Source organism: Holdemanella porci (genome assembly GCF_019052655.1).
Taxonomy (GTDB): domain Bacteria; phylum Bacillota_I; class Bacilli_A; order Erysipelotrichales; family Erysipelotrichaceae; genus Holdemanella; species Holdemanella hominis.
The window spans coordinates 16,409-32,888 of record NZ_JAHQVB010000020.1 but is presented as its reverse complement, the minus strand read 5'-3'; the positions used below and the strand labels follow the sequence as shown (position 1 = coordinate 32,888).

The following is a 16,480-nucleotide window of genomic DNA, read 5'->3' as shown; positions in this document are numbered from 1 at the left end:
TTGAATATTCGGTCCTTTTTTATTAAGCTGAAACTTCTTTATCCGTTACAGCGCCTTATATTTAGTTAACGTGAAAAACTGTTTACATGGTGGCAAATGTGCCACTTTTTTTAATTTATCAATCTAAAAATTTGCGGGTTTAAAAGATTTTGTGAGTACACACATGACGTCTCCAATTAATAATTTAGCGTTAAGAACGTTAATAAATAAGCTGTAAATTGAGGAAAAATGTTGTTGTCAGAAAGAAAAAAATGCTTAGGGGTTATCTGATGGGTACTCACATTATTTTTGCATTTTAAAGAATTTATTTCAGTTATTCTTGTCTGAAAAACAAAAATCTCTAAAAATAATCAAAATGCATCGATTTTTGACTTTTTTCTTTTTCATAAATTTTAAAAGTGCTTTATATAAAGCAGAAAATGAATATAAAATAATTCAACAAAAAATAAAAATGGGACAAAACTACGGTTTAATTAAGGTATGAACAGATGATATTAGTTGATATTGCGATGTTAATCATAAAGAGAATGCATCTTTGATTACTAACATGAATTTCAGTTTATGTCATTGGTTTGAAGTAAATGCATAGCAAGCCATAGCTATGAATTAACAAAAGGGGGAATATATATGGCTAAAGTTAGATACGGCCAATCTGGCTACGTAGGATGTAAAATGAGCGAACGTGCTCAGGAAGCATATGACAGCGGTGAACGACCTATGTCGAAGTGGAGCAAATGGGATATTATTTGTGATCTTGAAAATGACTTAGATGATGATACCATCGCCAAATTAAGCAAATACAGTGCTCAGGCTATAAAAAATGTATGCTTGGAATGGACAAGTTGGCATCATACTGGTTCGTACGCAAATGAGACAGACTTCTATCAAGTAATCGATGGTAGAGATGTAGATTTGGTTCAAATGTTTAAGGATTTGGACTCTGAAGATAAGTACTTAAAGGAAGAAAGAAAACAAAAAAAAGAAGAGAAGAAGAAAGTGGATATGTCAGAAATAAAATGTCGATTTGAATACGGAGAATGGAGTACATATAATTCACGCCACTACCTTAATTGGTACAAAAGGTATGGAATCAAAAGAGGGAACTGGATCTATTATATCGAGCATTCATGTTTAAAAAAGAAGATGGTATCTGGTAAGTATGTCAACATTCTACAAACTTTTGATCGTGCTCCAAATGGAAAAGCTGAGAAATTCAATGAAATCAAAAGACTAATGAAGCCAACTAAGAAAAAATAAAGAAAGGATTATGTATTATGGTAAAAAAGAAAAGTTTATCATCAATTCAAGATATGTTTAAACCACGTGAGAATGAAGAGGTTCGAAATGTTAAATCTCTGGTGGAGTGGAGTAAGAAAGATGTACTGGATGGTTTAGAAGAACATTTCGGTTCTAAAATCATTAATAGTAAATTTGTTAAATATGATGAAGAAGTTTTGAAAAATATATGTTTGGATGACCGTGAGTGGCAAGACAAGAAGCTGATTACTAAAGAAAAAAGATATTTTACTTTAATGGATCTAAGTGAAATCGATGTGAATCAACTATTAAGTCTTCTGGAAAACGAACAAAACAGAATTGACGTTTTAAAAGTGACTTTTTGCAAGCAATTAATTGATTATGTTGAATCTTTTTACTATTTCATTCCGCCAAGGGAATATCTACATCAAAAATATATCGAAACTTTGGTTGTCACAAAAAAAATCACCGGATTAAATGCTGAAAAATGTGAGAAACTTATTAATATCTTGGCGAAATTATATTCTTGTGATTCCAAGTATTTTTATATCGATACGGTTGTTCAAAGTATTGCGTCGGAATACTTTAGATTGAACTTAGGACATGTTGAAAACACGGATTCGGCGGTTTATATGACTTATCTAGGTACAACCTACATATATGAAGATGGGAATATGTATGTCCTTGAATGGATGGATTACGATACATTGAGACCACGAGAGTCTGGATATTACTACGTTAAGGTGTGCACATCTCAGGTACATTTGCTGTACTATGAGACTAGATATGACTGTTTTATTGAAGACAGACATGGACAAGTAGCTAGATCCATTTTGGATAGTGATATTATCGCTTGTTCAACATTAGAAGGTGTAGAGCCAATTGATATTGAAGAGCATTTATCACATTTAAACTACGATTATATTTCGTGAGATTTTAGATTTTTATAGTGGTGGCAGCCGTGCCACCTTTTTTGATAGGCAATTTTTAAATTGTGGCAACAGTGCCATCTTTTTTTGATTGATATAGAAATGAATTAGTGGCAATAATGCCACTTTTTTAGTGCTTTTTCATAAAAAATCAGAGAAGCAATACAGTTATGAATAATATGATTATTTAAAAAAAGTGCTTTATATAAAGTATATTTATGATATCTATCAAAAAAATAAAGAAAAAATAAAAAAAGGGCGAAAAACAGGCATTATATAAGTGTAAGACGTATTACAAATAAATATAATCGATTGTATTGTTTTCAATTTGTTCAACAAATTGATAGAAAGAAAGGACAAACAAATATGGAAAAAGTATTGTATCAGATTGTTGTTATCAACATTGCGGTTCAATATGGTATTGAGATTGCTATTATATTTAGCTTTTTCACTTACTTTATTGATAAATATTGTTGTAATGATGGATTTGATGTAGAAAAAGGCGTGTTTATGCCTGCGCGAAGAATTGTTGAGTATCTTCCTTTTTTTAAGAAAAATAGGGTATATGTTCTACTAAAAAAAATGGAAGAATTAAAGTTGTTCAAGCGTGTTCATCACGGTAAGAATCCATGGGATAGAACGTATTGGTATACGTATGATGACGTAGGATGGTCATTGTTGGAAATGTACTATCATAAGCAGTTCCAAAAATTAGTAAATGCAAGTCATCAAAATGGGAAATGTACAAATTCTGAAATTGGGAAATGTACAAGTTCTAAAAAAGGGAAATGTACAATTCCAAATTCTGAGACTTCTTTATATATAAATAAAGATAAGAAGTATAAAGAGAGAATTAAAGAAGAGAAGAATAGGGAAATTTACTCGAACATCATTCAACATTTTAATTTGAAATGTGACAAATCTTATAAGCTAGACTCAGAGGTGTTTATTGATTATATTGATGCACTTCTTGCTAAAGGTTTTAGTGAACAAGATATGATTTCTGTTATTGATCAAAAATGCAAAGAATGGACGAATACGAAGTATGCACAGTATCTTAGACCATCAACTTTGTTTGGTGATAAGTTTGAAATCTATCTTAATGATTGTCAAAAATCAAATGAAAACTATAAAAGAAGGGGGAATGTTATATGAATGGAGAAAAATGCAAAATATGTCTTGCTTTCGGGGGGAAAGGAATATTCAATTACGATCAAATCGAGAAAGGATATGATTTACCAGTTGAATATACATATCAATGCCAAGATAGATTTACTTGTGAAAAAATCGTTGAATTCAGGAAGAAAAAAATTGAGCATCTAAAAGAGATATCTGGCATGGGTAATCTGTTGAATAAAAGTCTGGACAATTTTCAAACTAATGAAAGTTGGCAACAGTATTGCAAGGAAGTGGTTCAAAGTTATTTAAATGATTCTAAGCTAGCAATAAAAAACCAGAATCCATTACCTTGGTTGCTATTCATGGGTAAAACTGGGACTGGTAAAACGCATTTATGTTCAATTGCGGCGAATGGATTGATGGAATTAGGTAAGCGCGTTAGCTACATGACTTATCCCTCATTGGTTCGTGATATTAAGATGTTTAATGCAGATGGCTTGGTGGATAAAGCCAAACACACAGATGTGTTATTTCTAGATGATTTGTTTAAATTTGAGGATGCGAAGTGTAATCTTGAGCTGTTTGAGATACTCGATTATCGATACAAGGAAGATAAATGTACCATCATCTCCACTGAGAAAAAAGAAGCTGAATTAATCGCATTGGATGAAGCTATGTTTGGTAGAATCTGCGAAAAGGCTACAAAATCTAAGTATTTTACTGAGATATCGGATGAAAATGGGGATAGAAACTTCCGCTTAAAATAGTGGATTCGAATAATAAGTGATAGACAATGCTAATAAAGTGGATGAAGTAATAAGTGCATACGCATCCACTTTATATAGATGTTGTGTAAATATACTGCGTTGAACATGGGTTCAATACTTGTTGGATTTGGATAAAAATGAAAAGGAGATAATTAATATGGATAATAACAATAAAACCAATAACATCAAACCTCAGTCAATCCGAATGAGAGAATTGGATAAACAGTGCTTTGATGATATCAAAAAAGAAAAGAAAATGAGTGCTGAAGAAGTGATGACATTTCTGATGGATAAATATAGAAATGATGAGTTTGCGAACCAACATGTACAGCACGAGAAATCTATCAGTGATTTTGAGCGTTATACGAATGCCGTTCGTGGCATCTTTCAAGGATTGATTTGCGAATGTGAAAATCAAGAAAATTTGATCAGGACTGAAGTTGAAAATGATATTAAGGCGAAAGAAAAGATGATTTTTGAACTTAACAATAAGGTGTTCAAGCTTGAAGCGGATATGAAAGATAAGGATGTCTCATTTTCAAAATCACAAAAAGTGGTTGGTGATTTAAAAGAAGAAAACGCTTTATTGAGAAAAACCAATAATTCTTTACAAGAAAACTTAGACAATGTGGAATCTTTTAAAGAATTATTTCTTAGTGAGAAAGAAAAAAACACAGCCATTACGAAACAAAATGAGGAAGAAATCAAGAAGTTAAATGAAGATAAAGCTGCTATAGTTGCACAATTAGAAGATGTTGAAAACAGTAAATCAATTTTGATTGAGACACTAAATAAGACACAACAATCACTTGACGGTAGTGTTGTTGAAATTGATCAACTAAAAGAAGAGAATCAGTCTTTGTATGAAAGAGTTCGAGAACTTGAAAAAGCATTGGATGAAAACCAAGGCAAAGTAATTCCGGTTGTTAAAGTGGTTAATAGAAAATACAGAAAATTACGCCGTAATTTAGTGTAATTCTTATGTTTGGGGAATAGAAAATGAAAGATGCGGAATATCCAATTTGGAGAAAGTATGCTCTAACCGTACAGGAAGCGGCTATCTATTTCGGCATTGGTGAGAAGAGGATTCGACAAATCATTGAAGATAATCCGTATGAATCCTTTATTTTGGAAGTAGGGTCGCATGTAAAGATTAAGCGTGTACTTTTCGAAAAATATTTAGATGACACAAATTCGATTTGAATGAGTGGAAAAAAGGCCGTAGGTACGCTAATATATGGGTGTCAACGGTCTTTCTTATATATATGATAGGGGGAAAATAAATATGCAAGAAAGACGTTATGATAACAAGGGAAGATTGCTTCATACAGGCGAAGTACAGATGTCAGATGGTAGATATCGTTATAAGTATAAAGATGTAGATGGAAAGATGAAGGTTATCTATAGTTTACGTTTATGTCAAAAAGATAGAGCTCCACGTGGTAAGAAAAAAGGTATTTCACTTCGCGAGATGGAAAAAAAGATCCAATTTGAGATGATGCAAGGCATCAATACTGACGGAATGAGTATCACGGTGTTAGAGCTAGTTGAAAAGTATATTTCTACGAAGTTAAATGTTCGAATCAATACAAAAGCTGGATATCAAACTGTGGTGAATATTCTAAAAAAAGATCGTTTTGGCCAGATGAAAATTAGTGATGTTAAAATATCGGATGCGAAGTGTTGGTTGATCAAACTTCAAAAAAAGGATGGTCGTAGCTATAGTTCAATCACTAGTATTCGTGGTGTATTAAGACCAGCTTTTCAAATGGCACATGACGATGATTTGATTCGTAAGAATCCATTTAACTTCCAATTGGTAGATGTAATTTATAACGATTCAGTGACTCGTGAAGCAATTACTCGAGATGAAGAGAGACGATTTTTGAAATTTGTGAAAGAAGATAAGCACTTTAGTGAGTTTTATGATGGCTTTTATATCTTGTTCAATACAGGTATGCGTATATCTGAGTTTTGTGGTCTAACACTAGATGATGTAGACTTTAAAAATCATACGATCAACATCAACAAGCAGTTGATGAAAAAGAATCGTGAATACTATATTCAAGAAACAAAGTCAGAAGCGGGTACGCGTATCATTCCTATGACAAGCGATGTGGAAAGTTGTTTTAAACGAATGATTCAAAATAGACCTAATTTTAAAAGAAAAGAACCATCAGTTGATGGTGTATCTGGCTTTTTAGCTTTTGATAGAAATGGCAGTATTCTATATTCACTACATTGGAATAAGCATATGCATTATGCGGTAGAAAAGTATAACAGCATCTACAAGAAGGAATTGCCTAATATTACACCACATGGTCGAGTTATAATAGGGACAAGTTAGAAAACTCCAGTAAATACAAGGGGTTGCACTAATTTAGTCCTTATCTTTAACTCCCTGAAAAAGGGAAAAATAAGGCAGCGCTGTCATTCCAGAATATGAATTATTACAGATCCAGACTGGAAATGGATTTGTGTAAGACAAGAGTAAAAACAACAGAATTATTGTAATTATAGGACTGAATTAGCTCGCACGGAATATAGATTCCGGTTGTCTAATTCAGTCCTCTTTTTGATTGACGACGATGAAAGGTGATGAAAAATGGCTAGAATTATTTCTATTGTAAACCAAAAAGGGGGAACGGGAAAATCCGCATGTACAGCTAATTTAGCAGTAGGATTAGCACAAAAGAATATGAAAGTGTTGATTGTAGATGCCGATCCACAGTCTGATGTATCCGCAGGATTTGGATATCGTGATTGTGATGACAGTAATGAAACACTTACAGCTCTTATGGATGCAGTAATGAAAGATGAAGATATTCCTTCAGACTGTTATATCAGACATCAAGCAGAGGGAATAGACATTATCTGTTCTAACATTGGACTGGCAGGTACGGAAGTACAGTTGGTAAATGCAATGAGCAGGGAATATGTATTGAAACAGATTTTATATGGTATCAAGAATCAATATGATGCAGTCATTATTGACTGTATGCCATCATTGGGAATGATTACGATCAATGCGCTGGCTGCATCAGATGAAGTCCTCATTCCAGTTGAAGCGTCCTACCTGCCAATCAAAGGATTGCAGCAATTGTTAAAAACGATCGGTAAGGTTCGTAAGCAGATTAATCCGAAGCTGCAGGTCGGTGGGATTCTGTTCACGATGGTCGATGCTCATACAAATGATGCCAGAAATAATATGGAACTTCTTAGAAATGTATATGGAAGTCAAATTCATATTTTTGATAATTATATTCCATTTTCTGTAAGAATGAAGGAAGCAGTCAGAGAAGGACAGAGTATTTTCTCTTATGATCCGAAAGGCAAAGCTACAGAAGCCTATCGGAGAGTGACGGAGGAGGTGCTGAAAGATGCCATCTAAAAAAAGAGCAACTACCATTTCCTTACAGCCACTTGATGCGTTGTTTGGAACAAATGAAGAGATGACCAATGGAATTAGTGAGATAGCAATAGGAAGCCTTCATCCATTTCCGAATCACCCATTTCAAGTAAAAGATGATAAGAAAATGGAAGAATTATCAGATAGCATTACACAGTATGGCGTGTTGGTTCCTGGTATTATGCGGTTGAGAGAGTCCGGTGGTTATGAGCTTGTAGCTGGTCATCGGCGAAAACGAGCATGTGAACTTGCAGGATTAGAGAAAATGCCTGTTATCATCAAAGATCTTACAGATGATGAAGCGACGGTGATCATGGTAGATTCCAACATTCAACGAGAAGAGCTGCTGATCAGCGAAAAGGCATTTGCTTATAAAATGAAATATGAGGCGTTAAAGCGTCAGGGGAAACGGTCTGATTTAACTTCTTGCCAAGTTGGCAAGAAGTTGGCGGCGGAAGAAGTCAGTCAGAATACAGGAGATAGTTCCAGACAGATTCTTCGATATATTCATCTGACAGAGTTAATCACAGAGCTTTTAGAACTGGCAGACGAGAAGAAGCTTCCCTTTAATACAGCTGTTGAAGTTTCATATTTGAGAAGTGAAGAACAACAGATATTGCTTCAGTATATGAGTAATCACAATATGGTACCGTCCATGAAGCAGGCAAAGGAATTGAAGCAGATTTCAAAAGAGCGGATGTTGACGTATTCAGAGATTGACCAGATCTGTTTTAATGAAAGTATTGAAAAAGTTCAGGTGCAGATTCCGGCGAAGAAATTGAAACAATATTTTCCAGAGACATATACAAAGACTCAGATGGAAGAAATTATATTTATGCTTCTGGCATCGTGGGCAGAAAGAGAGGGTAAAGAATGAGCAATGAAGATATGGCAAGTAGAATACAAGTCTATCTGAAAAAGATAGAAAAGATACGTGTTAAACAGATAAAAAGAGAGAAGTTTAAACATTTGTTGAAAACATTAGGATTATCAGCAGGAAGGAAGTGAAAGTATGGCTTTAAAAATTGTGCGAAGATATGATGCGAACGGAAGGGGGCTTACGGTGAAAGAGCTGGAAACCTTTCGATTGGATTCTCCTGTGGTTAGAGAAATATTGGCAAACCTTAATCGGGAGGTGGCAGAAGGAATCAGACAGAAGGAGAAAAAAGATGACGATTGAAGACGTAATTAAAAAATCAATTCTGCCGCTGGCATTTATGGTATTCTGGTTTTGGATGACAAAAACAATTATGAAAGTCAGTGGAAAGACAGACTTGTTCTGGTGGATATTTCTTTCCGGTCTTCCATTTGGAATACATAAAATGCGGCTGATTCTAATCCCAAGAGGAATGGATACCACAGCAACACTTGGTATGGCTGCATTAAGTGTCATCATTGGAGCATTGATCGGAAGTATCATGATTCCAGTGTATGTGATCAGAGCGATATACGTTTTTATACGGTATATCATTGAAAGGTAGAAAATTAGTTTGATAAGAGGCAGGCTTGCGAAAATAAAATCGTAAGTCTGCCTCTTTTTTTGTTCCTAAAAACAGGCAATTCAGGGTAAACCCCTTTTGCAAATATAAATTTTGGAGGATTTCATTATGAGAGAGCGAATTGAAAGCAAGCATGTAACAAAAGAAATCAAAAGTCAGATGCCAGTGATTCCGGTTGATATTATCAAAGAAAGAGGCTGTACGTTCTGCCCGTATTATCTGGGCAATTATGAGAAACAGCCACGCTGTATGATGAAAATCTGTGCCTGGGATGATGAAAATGAACGTTTCCATCCAGTTCTTCGTGGACTGATTCCATTTTACAAAGAGAAGATGGAAAAAGCAGAAGAAAAGTTCCTGGCAATGAAAAAGATTTACACAACGCTGTTAGAAATGTTTGCCGATGAAATGAAGCAGGAAGAGTTGGAAAAAGATGAATGTTACGGATGTGCCTATGGAAAATATGGACCATGTATCGGTATCTGTTACAAATCAATGAAAGCATAGGAGGGTTAAGCCAATGAATACAACAGTTATTTCCGGGCGATTGGTAAGAAATCCCGGATACAACGAAGTGGAGAATGAAAAAGGACTTCATAAGATTGCCAAGTTTGTTCTGGCAGTCAGAAGAAATTATTCCGATGAAGTCAGTTTTATTCCGGTAAAGGCTTTTGCAAAGAAAGCAGAATTTGCCAGAGATTATCTGATGCAGGGAACGAAGGTCATGGTGGAAGGCGAGATTGTCACAGGTAATTATGAAGATAAGGATACTGGGAAAAAGATCTATACCACTGAAGTGTATGCAAACCGGATTGAATTCGCTGGTGCAAAAATGGTTGACAGACCACCGTTTCCAGAAGATGCGGAAGGGTTCTTAGAGATCCCAGAGGGCATGGAAGAGGAAATGCCGTTTAGATAGAGGAGGATAAAAGATGGTTTCAGTAGATCAGGCGTATATGGTAGGGCATATGAAAAATGCCGATGGAAGTATCAATAACAAAAATGTAGTGCTGTCAGCAGCATGTGAAGCAGCGGAACTGTTCCAGTGCATGATGTCAGTAAATCAGAAACTGGAGGACTGGCAGAGATTTAACCACACCTTGGAGCAGCATCTTAGAAGTGTGGAATGTGAGAAAATCCATGATATTTGTCAGGCAGTATATGGAATGAAACATCCGTCCGATGAACTGGAAGGATTGTATCTGGCAAGAGAGGATGAACAGATATGCCTTCTGTACTATCAGGTATTTGTAGGGATGTTGGAAATCAATATTAATTCAGCCGAAGTGCTGTACAAACAGAAGGAGGAAACAATCAATGAGTAAGATGGAGTATATGCCGGTAGATTGTCTGCAGGTGCCGAAGGTGCTGTTCCAGATGGAAAAATACAAAAATCTGTCAAATACAGCAAAGATTTTATACAGCTTATTTCTGGATCGTTTGAAATTTGCGGTGCAGAATGGTTGGGTAGATGGTAAGGGGGATTTGTATGTAATTTATCCAAAAAGTGAAATGAAGAAAGACCTGAATACAACCAGATATGGGGTAGATCAGGCAGTACAGGAACTGGTGGAGGTTGGAAATCTGGTGCGTATCATTCCGAACAATGGAAAAGCAAACCACTTTTATATCAACGATATTTATGAAAATGAGATGGAGGAAGAATCAATGATGACATTAGACAGCATTATGGCAAATATGCCGATGGAAGAAAGAGAAATCATTATGGACAAAATGGTGAAAGCATCCAGAGATATTCTGGAAACAATTGCAGATATGGGATATCTGGATGAATATGGGACACCACTGACTTCAATGGAAGAAAGAAATTATCGAGATGAGCTGGGACAGCTTGATGTTGATCAGATTTCCTGTGATGGCTATGAATTTGGCATGGATCTGGCGTTTGGAATTCTTGAAGAGAATGAGGAAAATGCTGATAGAGTACTGGATATTCAGAAATATGTGAACAGGCAGAATAAAAAGTGTTCAAAAAAGAAATTTATGAAAGTTTTGGAGACTCTGGTACACGCAATAGGAAATGATGAAGGATTTATTGCCGATATGTATGCGTGTGATAAAGAGGCTAGGAAAATCTATTTGGAAGAGGCGATGAATGCATTCAATTATGTGCTTGATGAATTATGTCATGGTACAGGTAGTGCGGCAAATTGTGATTTCGATGTAGAAGAGTAGGAAAATATTATGGCAGATTTTGAATATTTCAGAGCAGAAGAATCTGACCAGTTTTCTTTTTTTCGGATACCAAAAGCTCTGTTCACAGAAAAAGAGTTTGCAAGCCTGTCCACAGACGCAAAGCTCCTTTACGGAATTCTGCTTGATCGAATCAGCCTATCCAAGAAAAATGGTTGGATTGACGGTGATGGTTATGTCTATATTATTTACACGATCGCAGAATTGCAGGAGCTGTTGCGAATGTCGCATACGACAGTGACAAAGCTTCTTTATGAGCTTGACAGTGTGCATGGGATTGGATTGATCGAACGGTATCGGCAGGGGAATAATCGTCCTTCTGTCATATATGTGAAAAATTTTGTGAAACGGATCAGAGGAAAGCCAGTAAGATACGTTGCTTCTGGAACGCCAGAAACTGGAAATCCAGACTGCAAAGAATTGGAAATCCGGATTGCAAGAAACTGGAAGTCCGGAACGCAAAAAAATAGAAGTCCGGACTGCAAGAATCTGGATGGAAATAATACTAAGATAAATAAGACTGAAAAGAATCATACTGATAAGAGTAAGGGCAATACTTCCGCTTTGGAAGAAAAATTCAGTCTGTATGGGAGATTTAAAAATGTTGTTCTGTCGGAAGCTGAACTGCGGGAGTTGATGATGCTTTTTCCATGGGATTACCAGAAACGAATTGATCATCTTTCTGTTTATATGAAATCCAGTGGAAAAGAATATCAGAACCATTTTGCAACAATCTGTCTTTGGGCAGAACGGGATGGAGCCAGGGCAGGAATGGATAAATATGAATTTCAGGAAGGAGAAAGCCTGTGATGGAAAATAAAGTAACAGCAGATTATCTGGACAAAGAGGGATGTCTTCATTGTGGCATCTGTGGAAAAAGAAAACAGATGAAAGTCAGTCTGATGGGATTTGAGCATGTAGTATCCTGTTTGTGCGAATGCGAGGTGAAAGCCAGACAGGAACTGGATGAGAAGATGCAGCGGGAAGAAGCACAGCGGCTGCTTTATCAGAGAAAATCCGTCGGACTTCGGGAAAGAAGATTCTGGGAATGGAAATTTGAAAATGACAATGGAAGCAACCAGAAGACACTAATTGCCAGGCAGTATGTAGAAAACTGGACAGATATGAAGAGAAAAAATGTAGGATTGCTTTTGATGGGACCAGTTGGAACTGGGAAAAGTTTCTTTGCAGGCTGTATTGCAAATGCACTTTTGGAACAGGGAGAACGTGTCATGATGACGAATTTTTCCAGGATTTTAAATGAAATGACCAGCTATCAGGCAGATAAGAACCAGATTATACAAAATCTTGTGGATTATCCGCTGCTGATTATTGATGATTTAGGAATAGAACGAAATTCTGAGTTTGCTTTGGAGCAGGTCTATAATGTGATAGACAGCCGCTATTGTAAAATGCTTCCGCTGATCGTAACAACGAATCTGGGACTGAATGAAATGAAATCCACAGACTTGGATACTGCCCATCAGCGTATTTACAGTAGAATACTTGAAATGTGTGTTCCCATCTATTGTGGTGGAGAAGATAAGAGAAAAGAAGAAGGGACAGAAAAACTCGTACAGGTGCAGAACCTGATTACCGGTTAATCTGTCTTTTTTCATTAAAGGGGGTGGTTGCCATGATTACAGATCTGGACAGCAGTTGAATCGCTGAAAGGAGGGAAAAGTCATGCAGGAAGAGGTAACTCAGAAAACGGTCACGTTCTGTATTCGGGCTACTAAGATTACGGCAGACCTGTTGAAAAAGGTTCTTGTTGCGTATCTGCGTCATCAGAGGCAGAAATCAGTAGAGAAGAAAGCACAGAAAAATCAGCCGAAACAGGGAAAGGTCACGGTAAAAGAGCTGGCAAAACAGAATGCCGGGATGGTCAATATCGAGATCACAAATAAGAATATCAAGTCCTTTGAACGCTATGCCAGAAAATACGGGATCAATTATGCTCTGAAAAAAGACAAGAGCAAAGAGCCGCCGGTTTATCTGGTATTTTTCAAGGGACGTGATCAGGATGCCCTCAATGCTGCTTTCCGTGAGTTTTCCCAGAAACAGATTCAAAAAGCGAATAAGCCTTCTATTCATAAGCGTCTTGCAGCTTACCGGGCAATGATGCCAAAGAAATCGAAGGACAAAGTAAAGAACCGGCATCAGGAGCAGAGCCGATGAAAAAGCAAATCGGTAAAAATCTGATGCAAAAATGGAAGAATAAGATCAGGGTCAGGCTGTCCGCCCTGGATAAAAAGAAACTGGTTCTTACAAATATTCCTTATGCTCTGGCTGCTTTCTATGCAGACCGGGCATTTTTTCTTTACCGGAACAGTCCGGGAGAAGATATGGGGAACAAACTATTATATGCAATGGAACACGCAGACCGGATTTTTGCTGGTTTTGTGTTAAGCAATAACTGGAAAGATCTGCTAGCAGGTATTGTTGTTGCAGTCGTTCTGAAAGTGTTGGTCTGGCAGAAACAGGCAGATGCAAAGAAACTCCGGAAAGGAATCGAGTATGGTTCAGCCAGATGGGGAAATGCAGAGGATATCAAGCCTTATATGTCAGAAGATCCATGGATGAACATTCCATTGACAGCAACAGAAGCACTGACCATGGAGAGCAGACCAAAGCAGCCGAAGTATGCGAGAAATAAAAATATCGTGGTCATCGGTGGCAGTGGTTCCGGAAAGACACGATTTTTTGTAAAGCCGTCGGTCATGCAGATGAACTGTTCCATGGTCATTACAGATCCAAAGGGCACTCTCATTGAGGAGTGCGGGAAGATGTTAGCAAAGGGACCGCCTAAGAAAGATAAGAATGGAAATATCATGAAAGATAAATCCGGAAAAGTGGTTCATGAGCCATATGTGATTAAGGTTTTGAATACCATTAACTTTTCAAAATCGCTTCATTACAATCCATTTGCTTATATACGGTCTGAAAAAGATATCCTGAAGCTGGTGACAACAATCATTGTGAATACCAAAGGCGAAGGGGAAAAAGCTTCCGAAGATTTTTGGGTGAAAGCAGAGAAATTGCTGTACACAGCACTGATTGCTTTTATCTGGTATGAAGGGGATGAAGAGGAAAAGAATCTGAATACCCTTCTGGATCTTTTGAATGAAAGCGAAACGCGTGAAGAGGATGAAACTTACCAGAATCCTGTGGATATGATGTTCCAGGAACTGGAAGAAAGAGATCCGCAGCACTTTGCGGTCAGACAGTATAAAAAATACAAAATGGCGGCTGGAAAGACAGCGAAAAGTATTTTGATATCCTGTGGAGCCAGACTTGCCCCATTTGATATCGCAGAACTTCGTGAGATCATGTCTTACGATGAAATGGAACTGGATAAGATCGGTGACAGGAAAACAGCCTTGTTTCTGATCATGTCCGATACGGATACCACATTCAACTTTGTGATTGCCATGTTACAGTCACAGCTTTTTAATCTGCTTTGCGATAAGGCAGATGATGAATATGGTGGAAGACTTCCGGTGCATGTGCGTGTCATCGCTGATGAGTTTGCCAACATCGGACAGATTCCTCAGTTTGACAAGCTGATTGCAACCATTCGAAGCAGGGAAATCTCTGCTTCTATTATTTTGCAGTCGCAGAGTCAGTTAAAGGCAATGTATAAGGATAGTGCAGATACCATTCTGGGCAACTGTGATACTACACTTTTTCTTGGTGGCAAAGAGAAAACCACCTTAAAGGAAATGAGTGAGCTTCTGGGGAAGGAAACCATTGACCTGTATAACACTTCGGAAACGAGGAGTAATCAGAAGTCTTTTGGATTGAATTACCAGAAAACGGGCAAACAGCTGATGACGGAAGATGAGATTGCAGTCATGGATGGAGGAAAATGTATCCTGCAGATCCGTGGTGCCAGACCATTTTTCTCGGATAAATATGATATCACGAAACACAAAAACTATCGGCTTCTTGCAGATGAAAACGAGAAGAACCGGTACAAAGTAGAGAAAGAGTTAAATCCGCAGTACACACCGAAACCCGAAGAAGAGGTGGAAGTGATTCATGTAGAACTGTCGGAGTAACCTTGGGAATGAACGAAAAATAATGAGGAAAGGAATAACTGACATTAGGTGCGCCGGCTTTTTAGTCGGTGTTTTTTCATTCCCGTAAACACCTGAAAGAAGTCAGTTTTGGTTTATGAATATATGGCATTTTTTAGCAGCGCAATTACAACTTTAAAAACTCTTGTAGTCGCTATCGGCGCAGGTCTTGGTGTGTGGGGTGTCGTAAACCTTCTGGAAGGATATGGAAATGACAATCCCGGCGCTAAGAGCCAGGGCATCAAACAGCTGATGGCTGGTGCCGGAATCATGCTGCTGGGAACTACCCTGATTCCACAGCTGGCAACATTGTTCTCTTAAGAGGAGTGGTAGATGAACACCATCATTGAGAGAATTACGGAAGCGATAAAGGATATCCTGATCGGACTTATCAAGTCATGTTTGGATAACATGTTCACGTCTGTCAATGAGCAGGTGGGAACCATAGCCGGGCAGGTGGGACAGACACCGCAGGGATGGAATGCAGGGATTTTTAATCTGATTCAGAATATATCCCAAACGGTGATCGTCCCCATTGCGGGACTGATCATCACCTTTGTCCTGTGCTATGAATTGATCACGATGGTAACACAGAAAAACAATTTCCATGAATTTGAGACTTATAACATTTTCCTCTGGATCTTCAAAGCGTATGTGGCCATTTATCTGGTGACAAATACGTTCAATATCACGATGGCGGTCTTTGACGTTGGCCAACATGTGGTCAACAATGCCGCCGGGGTGATATCAGGAAACACTGCGGTGGATGCAACAGAAGCAATTACACGGATTGTGGATGCCCTGGAGGATATGGAGTTAGGGGATTTGTTCCTGCTATCCATGGAAACGCTGCTGATCAGTATTACCATGCGGATTCTGTCAATCATCATAACCGTTATTTTGTACGGAAGAATGATAGAAATTTACCTTTATACTTCCATAGCACCAATTCCGTTTGCCACCATGACCAATAAGGAATGGGGCAATATCGGAAACAACTATTTAAAAGGCTTGTTCGCACTGGCATTTCAGGGATTCTTCATGATGGTCTGTGTGGGAATTTATGCAGTTTTAGTAAATGCAATGACCATATCCAGTGACCTTCATGCAGCAATGTTTTCAGTAGCGGCTTATACCGTGATTCTTGCATTTTCATTATTCAAGACCGGAAGCCTTAGCAAATCAATATTCAATGCCCATTAACGGG

General features: G+C 37.5%; 22 protein-coding genes. All 22 read left to right on the top strand.

Annotation, left to right across the window (positions count from 1 at the left end; genetic code table 11):
- Window positions 1–627 precede the first annotated feature (627 nt).
- On the top strand, window positions 628–1,257 hold the full coding sequence (locus tag KTQ83_RS05410) for a hypothetical protein (RefSeq protein ID WP_217256064.1): 630 nt from the start codon (window positions 628–630) through the stop codon (window positions 1,255–1,257).
- Window positions 1,258–1,274: 17 nt separating this feature from the next.
- Window positions 1,275–2,189 carry a glycoside hydrolase family protein gene (locus KTQ83_RS05405; protein ID WP_217256063.1) on the top strand — a complete coding sequence of 305 codons (915 nt, stop codon included), beginning with the start codon at window positions 1,275–1,277 and terminating at the stop codon, window positions 2,187–2,189.
- A gap of 363 nt (window positions 2,190–2,552) precedes the next feature.
- The gene (locus tag KTQ83_RS05400; protein WP_217256062.1) at window positions 2,553–3,341 is read left to right on the top strand and encodes a conserved phage C-terminal domain-containing protein; all 789 of its coding nucleotides are present in this window, start codon (window positions 2,553–2,555) and stop codon (window positions 3,339–3,341) included.
- Complete coding sequence (locus KTQ83_RS05395) at window positions 3,338–4,072, top strand: DnaA ATPase domain-containing protein (RefSeq protein WP_217256061.1); 735 nt, start codon at window positions 3,338–3,340, stop codon at window positions 4,070–4,072. The genes KTQ83_RS05400 and KTQ83_RS05395 overlap by 4 nt, the downstream gene beginning before the upstream one ends.
- Before the next feature lie 157 nt (window positions 4,073–4,229).
- Window positions 4,230–5,048: a coiled-coil domain-containing protein gene (locus KTQ83_RS05390; protein ID WP_217256060.1), complete on the top strand. Its 819-nt coding sequence runs from the start codon at window positions 4,230–4,232 to the stop codon at window positions 5,046–5,048.
- A 23-nt stretch (window positions 5,049–5,071) separates the two neighbouring features.
- Entirely contained in the window at window positions 5,072–5,275 is a 204-nt protein-coding gene (locus KTQ83_RS05385; RefSeq protein ID WP_217256059.1) for an excisionase, read from the top strand.
- 82 nt (window positions 5,276–5,357) lie between these two features.
- Window positions 5,358–6,419 carry an integrase DNA-binding domain-containing protein gene (locus KTQ83_RS05380; protein ID WP_217256058.1) on the top strand — a complete coding sequence of 354 codons (1,062 nt, stop codon included), beginning with the start codon at window positions 5,358–5,360 and terminating at the stop codon, window positions 6,417–6,419.
- Between the two features lie 258 nt (window positions 6,420–6,677).
- Window positions 6,678–7,463, top strand: a complete 786-nt coding sequence (locus KTQ83_RS05375) for a ParA family protein (RefSeq protein ID WP_173751402.1) — start codon at window positions 6,678–6,680, stop codon at window positions 7,461–7,463.
- Window positions 7,453–8,358 carry a ParB/RepB/Spo0J family partition protein gene (locus KTQ83_RS05370; protein WP_173777244.1) on the top strand — a complete coding sequence of 302 codons (906 nt, stop codon included), beginning with the start codon at window positions 7,453–7,455 and terminating at the stop codon, window positions 8,356–8,358. Before KTQ83_RS05375 ends, KTQ83_RS05370 begins: the two co-directional genes overlap by 11 nt.
- On the top strand, window positions 8,355–8,489 hold the full coding sequence (locus KTQ83_RS12505) for a hypothetical protein (protein WP_264292663.1): 135 nt from the start codon (window positions 8,355–8,357) through the stop codon (window positions 8,487–8,489). Before KTQ83_RS05370 ends, KTQ83_RS12505 begins: the two co-directional genes overlap by 4 nt.
- A 4-nt stretch (window positions 8,490–8,493) precedes the next feature.
- Window positions 8,494–8,661 (top strand): hypothetical protein, encoded by a 168-nt coding sequence (locus tag KTQ83_RS05365; RefSeq protein ID WP_173751474.1) that lies wholly within the window; start codon window positions 8,494–8,496, stop codon window positions 8,659–8,661.
- The gene (locus KTQ83_RS05360) at window positions 8,651–8,962 is read left to right on the top strand and encodes a DUF6050 family protein (protein ID WP_173751561.1); all 312 of its coding nucleotides are present in this window, start codon (window positions 8,651–8,653) and stop codon (window positions 8,960–8,962) included. The genes KTQ83_RS05365 and KTQ83_RS05360 overlap by 11 nt, the downstream gene beginning before the upstream one ends.
- Window positions 8,963–9,088: 126 nt before the next feature.
- Window positions 9,089–9,487, top strand: coding sequence for a hypothetical protein (locus KTQ83_RS05355; RefSeq protein WP_173777245.1), 399 nt, complete (start codon window positions 9,089–9,091; stop codon window positions 9,485–9,487).
- A 13-nt stretch (window positions 9,488–9,500) separates the two neighbouring features.
- Window positions 9,501–9,899 (top strand): single-stranded DNA-binding protein, encoded by a 399-nt coding sequence (locus KTQ83_RS05350; RefSeq protein ID WP_005344165.1) that lies wholly within the window; start codon window positions 9,501–9,503, stop codon window positions 9,897–9,899.
- A gap of 13 nt (window positions 9,900–9,912) precedes the next feature.
- Window positions 9,913–10,305 (top strand): hypothetical protein, encoded by a 393-nt coding sequence (locus KTQ83_RS05345; RefSeq protein WP_055060295.1) that lies wholly within the window; start codon window positions 9,913–9,915, stop codon window positions 10,303–10,305.
- Complete coding sequence (locus KTQ83_RS05340; RefSeq protein ID WP_109273656.1) at window positions 10,298–11,176, top strand: replication initiator protein A; 879 nt, start codon at window positions 10,298–10,300, stop codon at window positions 11,174–11,176. Before KTQ83_RS05345 ends, KTQ83_RS05340 begins: the two co-directional genes overlap by 8 nt.
- 9 nt (window positions 11,177–11,185) lie before the next feature.
- The gene (locus KTQ83_RS05335; protein ID WP_109273657.1) at window positions 11,186–12,004 is read left to right on the top strand and encodes a replication initiator protein A; all 819 of its coding nucleotides are present in this window, start codon (window positions 11,186–11,188) and stop codon (window positions 12,002–12,004) included.
- On the top strand, window positions 12,004–12,798 hold the full coding sequence (locus KTQ83_RS05330; RefSeq protein ID WP_119244344.1) for an ATP-binding protein: 795 nt from the start codon (window positions 12,004–12,006) through the stop codon (window positions 12,796–12,798). Before KTQ83_RS05335 ends, KTQ83_RS05330 begins: the two co-directional genes overlap by 1 nt.
- A gap of 82 nt (window positions 12,799–12,880) precedes the next feature.
- Window positions 12,881–13,372 carry a PcfB family protein gene (locus tag KTQ83_RS05325; protein ID WP_138344411.1) on the top strand — a complete coding sequence of 164 codons (492 nt, stop codon included), beginning with the start codon at window positions 12,881–12,883 and terminating at the stop codon, window positions 13,370–13,372.
- Between the two features lie 23 nt (window positions 13,373–13,395).
- Entirely contained in the window at window positions 13,396–15,255 is a 1,860-nt protein-coding gene (locus KTQ83_RS05320) for a VirD4-like conjugal transfer protein, CD1115 family (RefSeq protein WP_217256065.1), read from the top strand.
- 108 nt (window positions 15,256–15,363) lie between these two features.
- Window positions 15,364–15,594 (top strand): Maff2 family mobile element protein, encoded by a 231-nt coding sequence (locus tag KTQ83_RS05315; protein WP_425331024.1) that lies wholly within the window; start codon window positions 15,364–15,366, stop codon window positions 15,592–15,594.
- Window positions 15,595–15,606: 12 nt separating this feature from the next.
- On the top strand, window positions 15,607–16,476 hold the full coding sequence (locus KTQ83_RS05310) for a VirB6/TrbL-like conjugal transfer protein, CD1112 family (RefSeq protein WP_055057307.1): 870 nt from the start codon (window positions 15,607–15,609) through the stop codon (window positions 16,474–16,476).
- The last annotated feature ends 4 nt before the right edge of the window (window positions 16,477–16,480 follow it).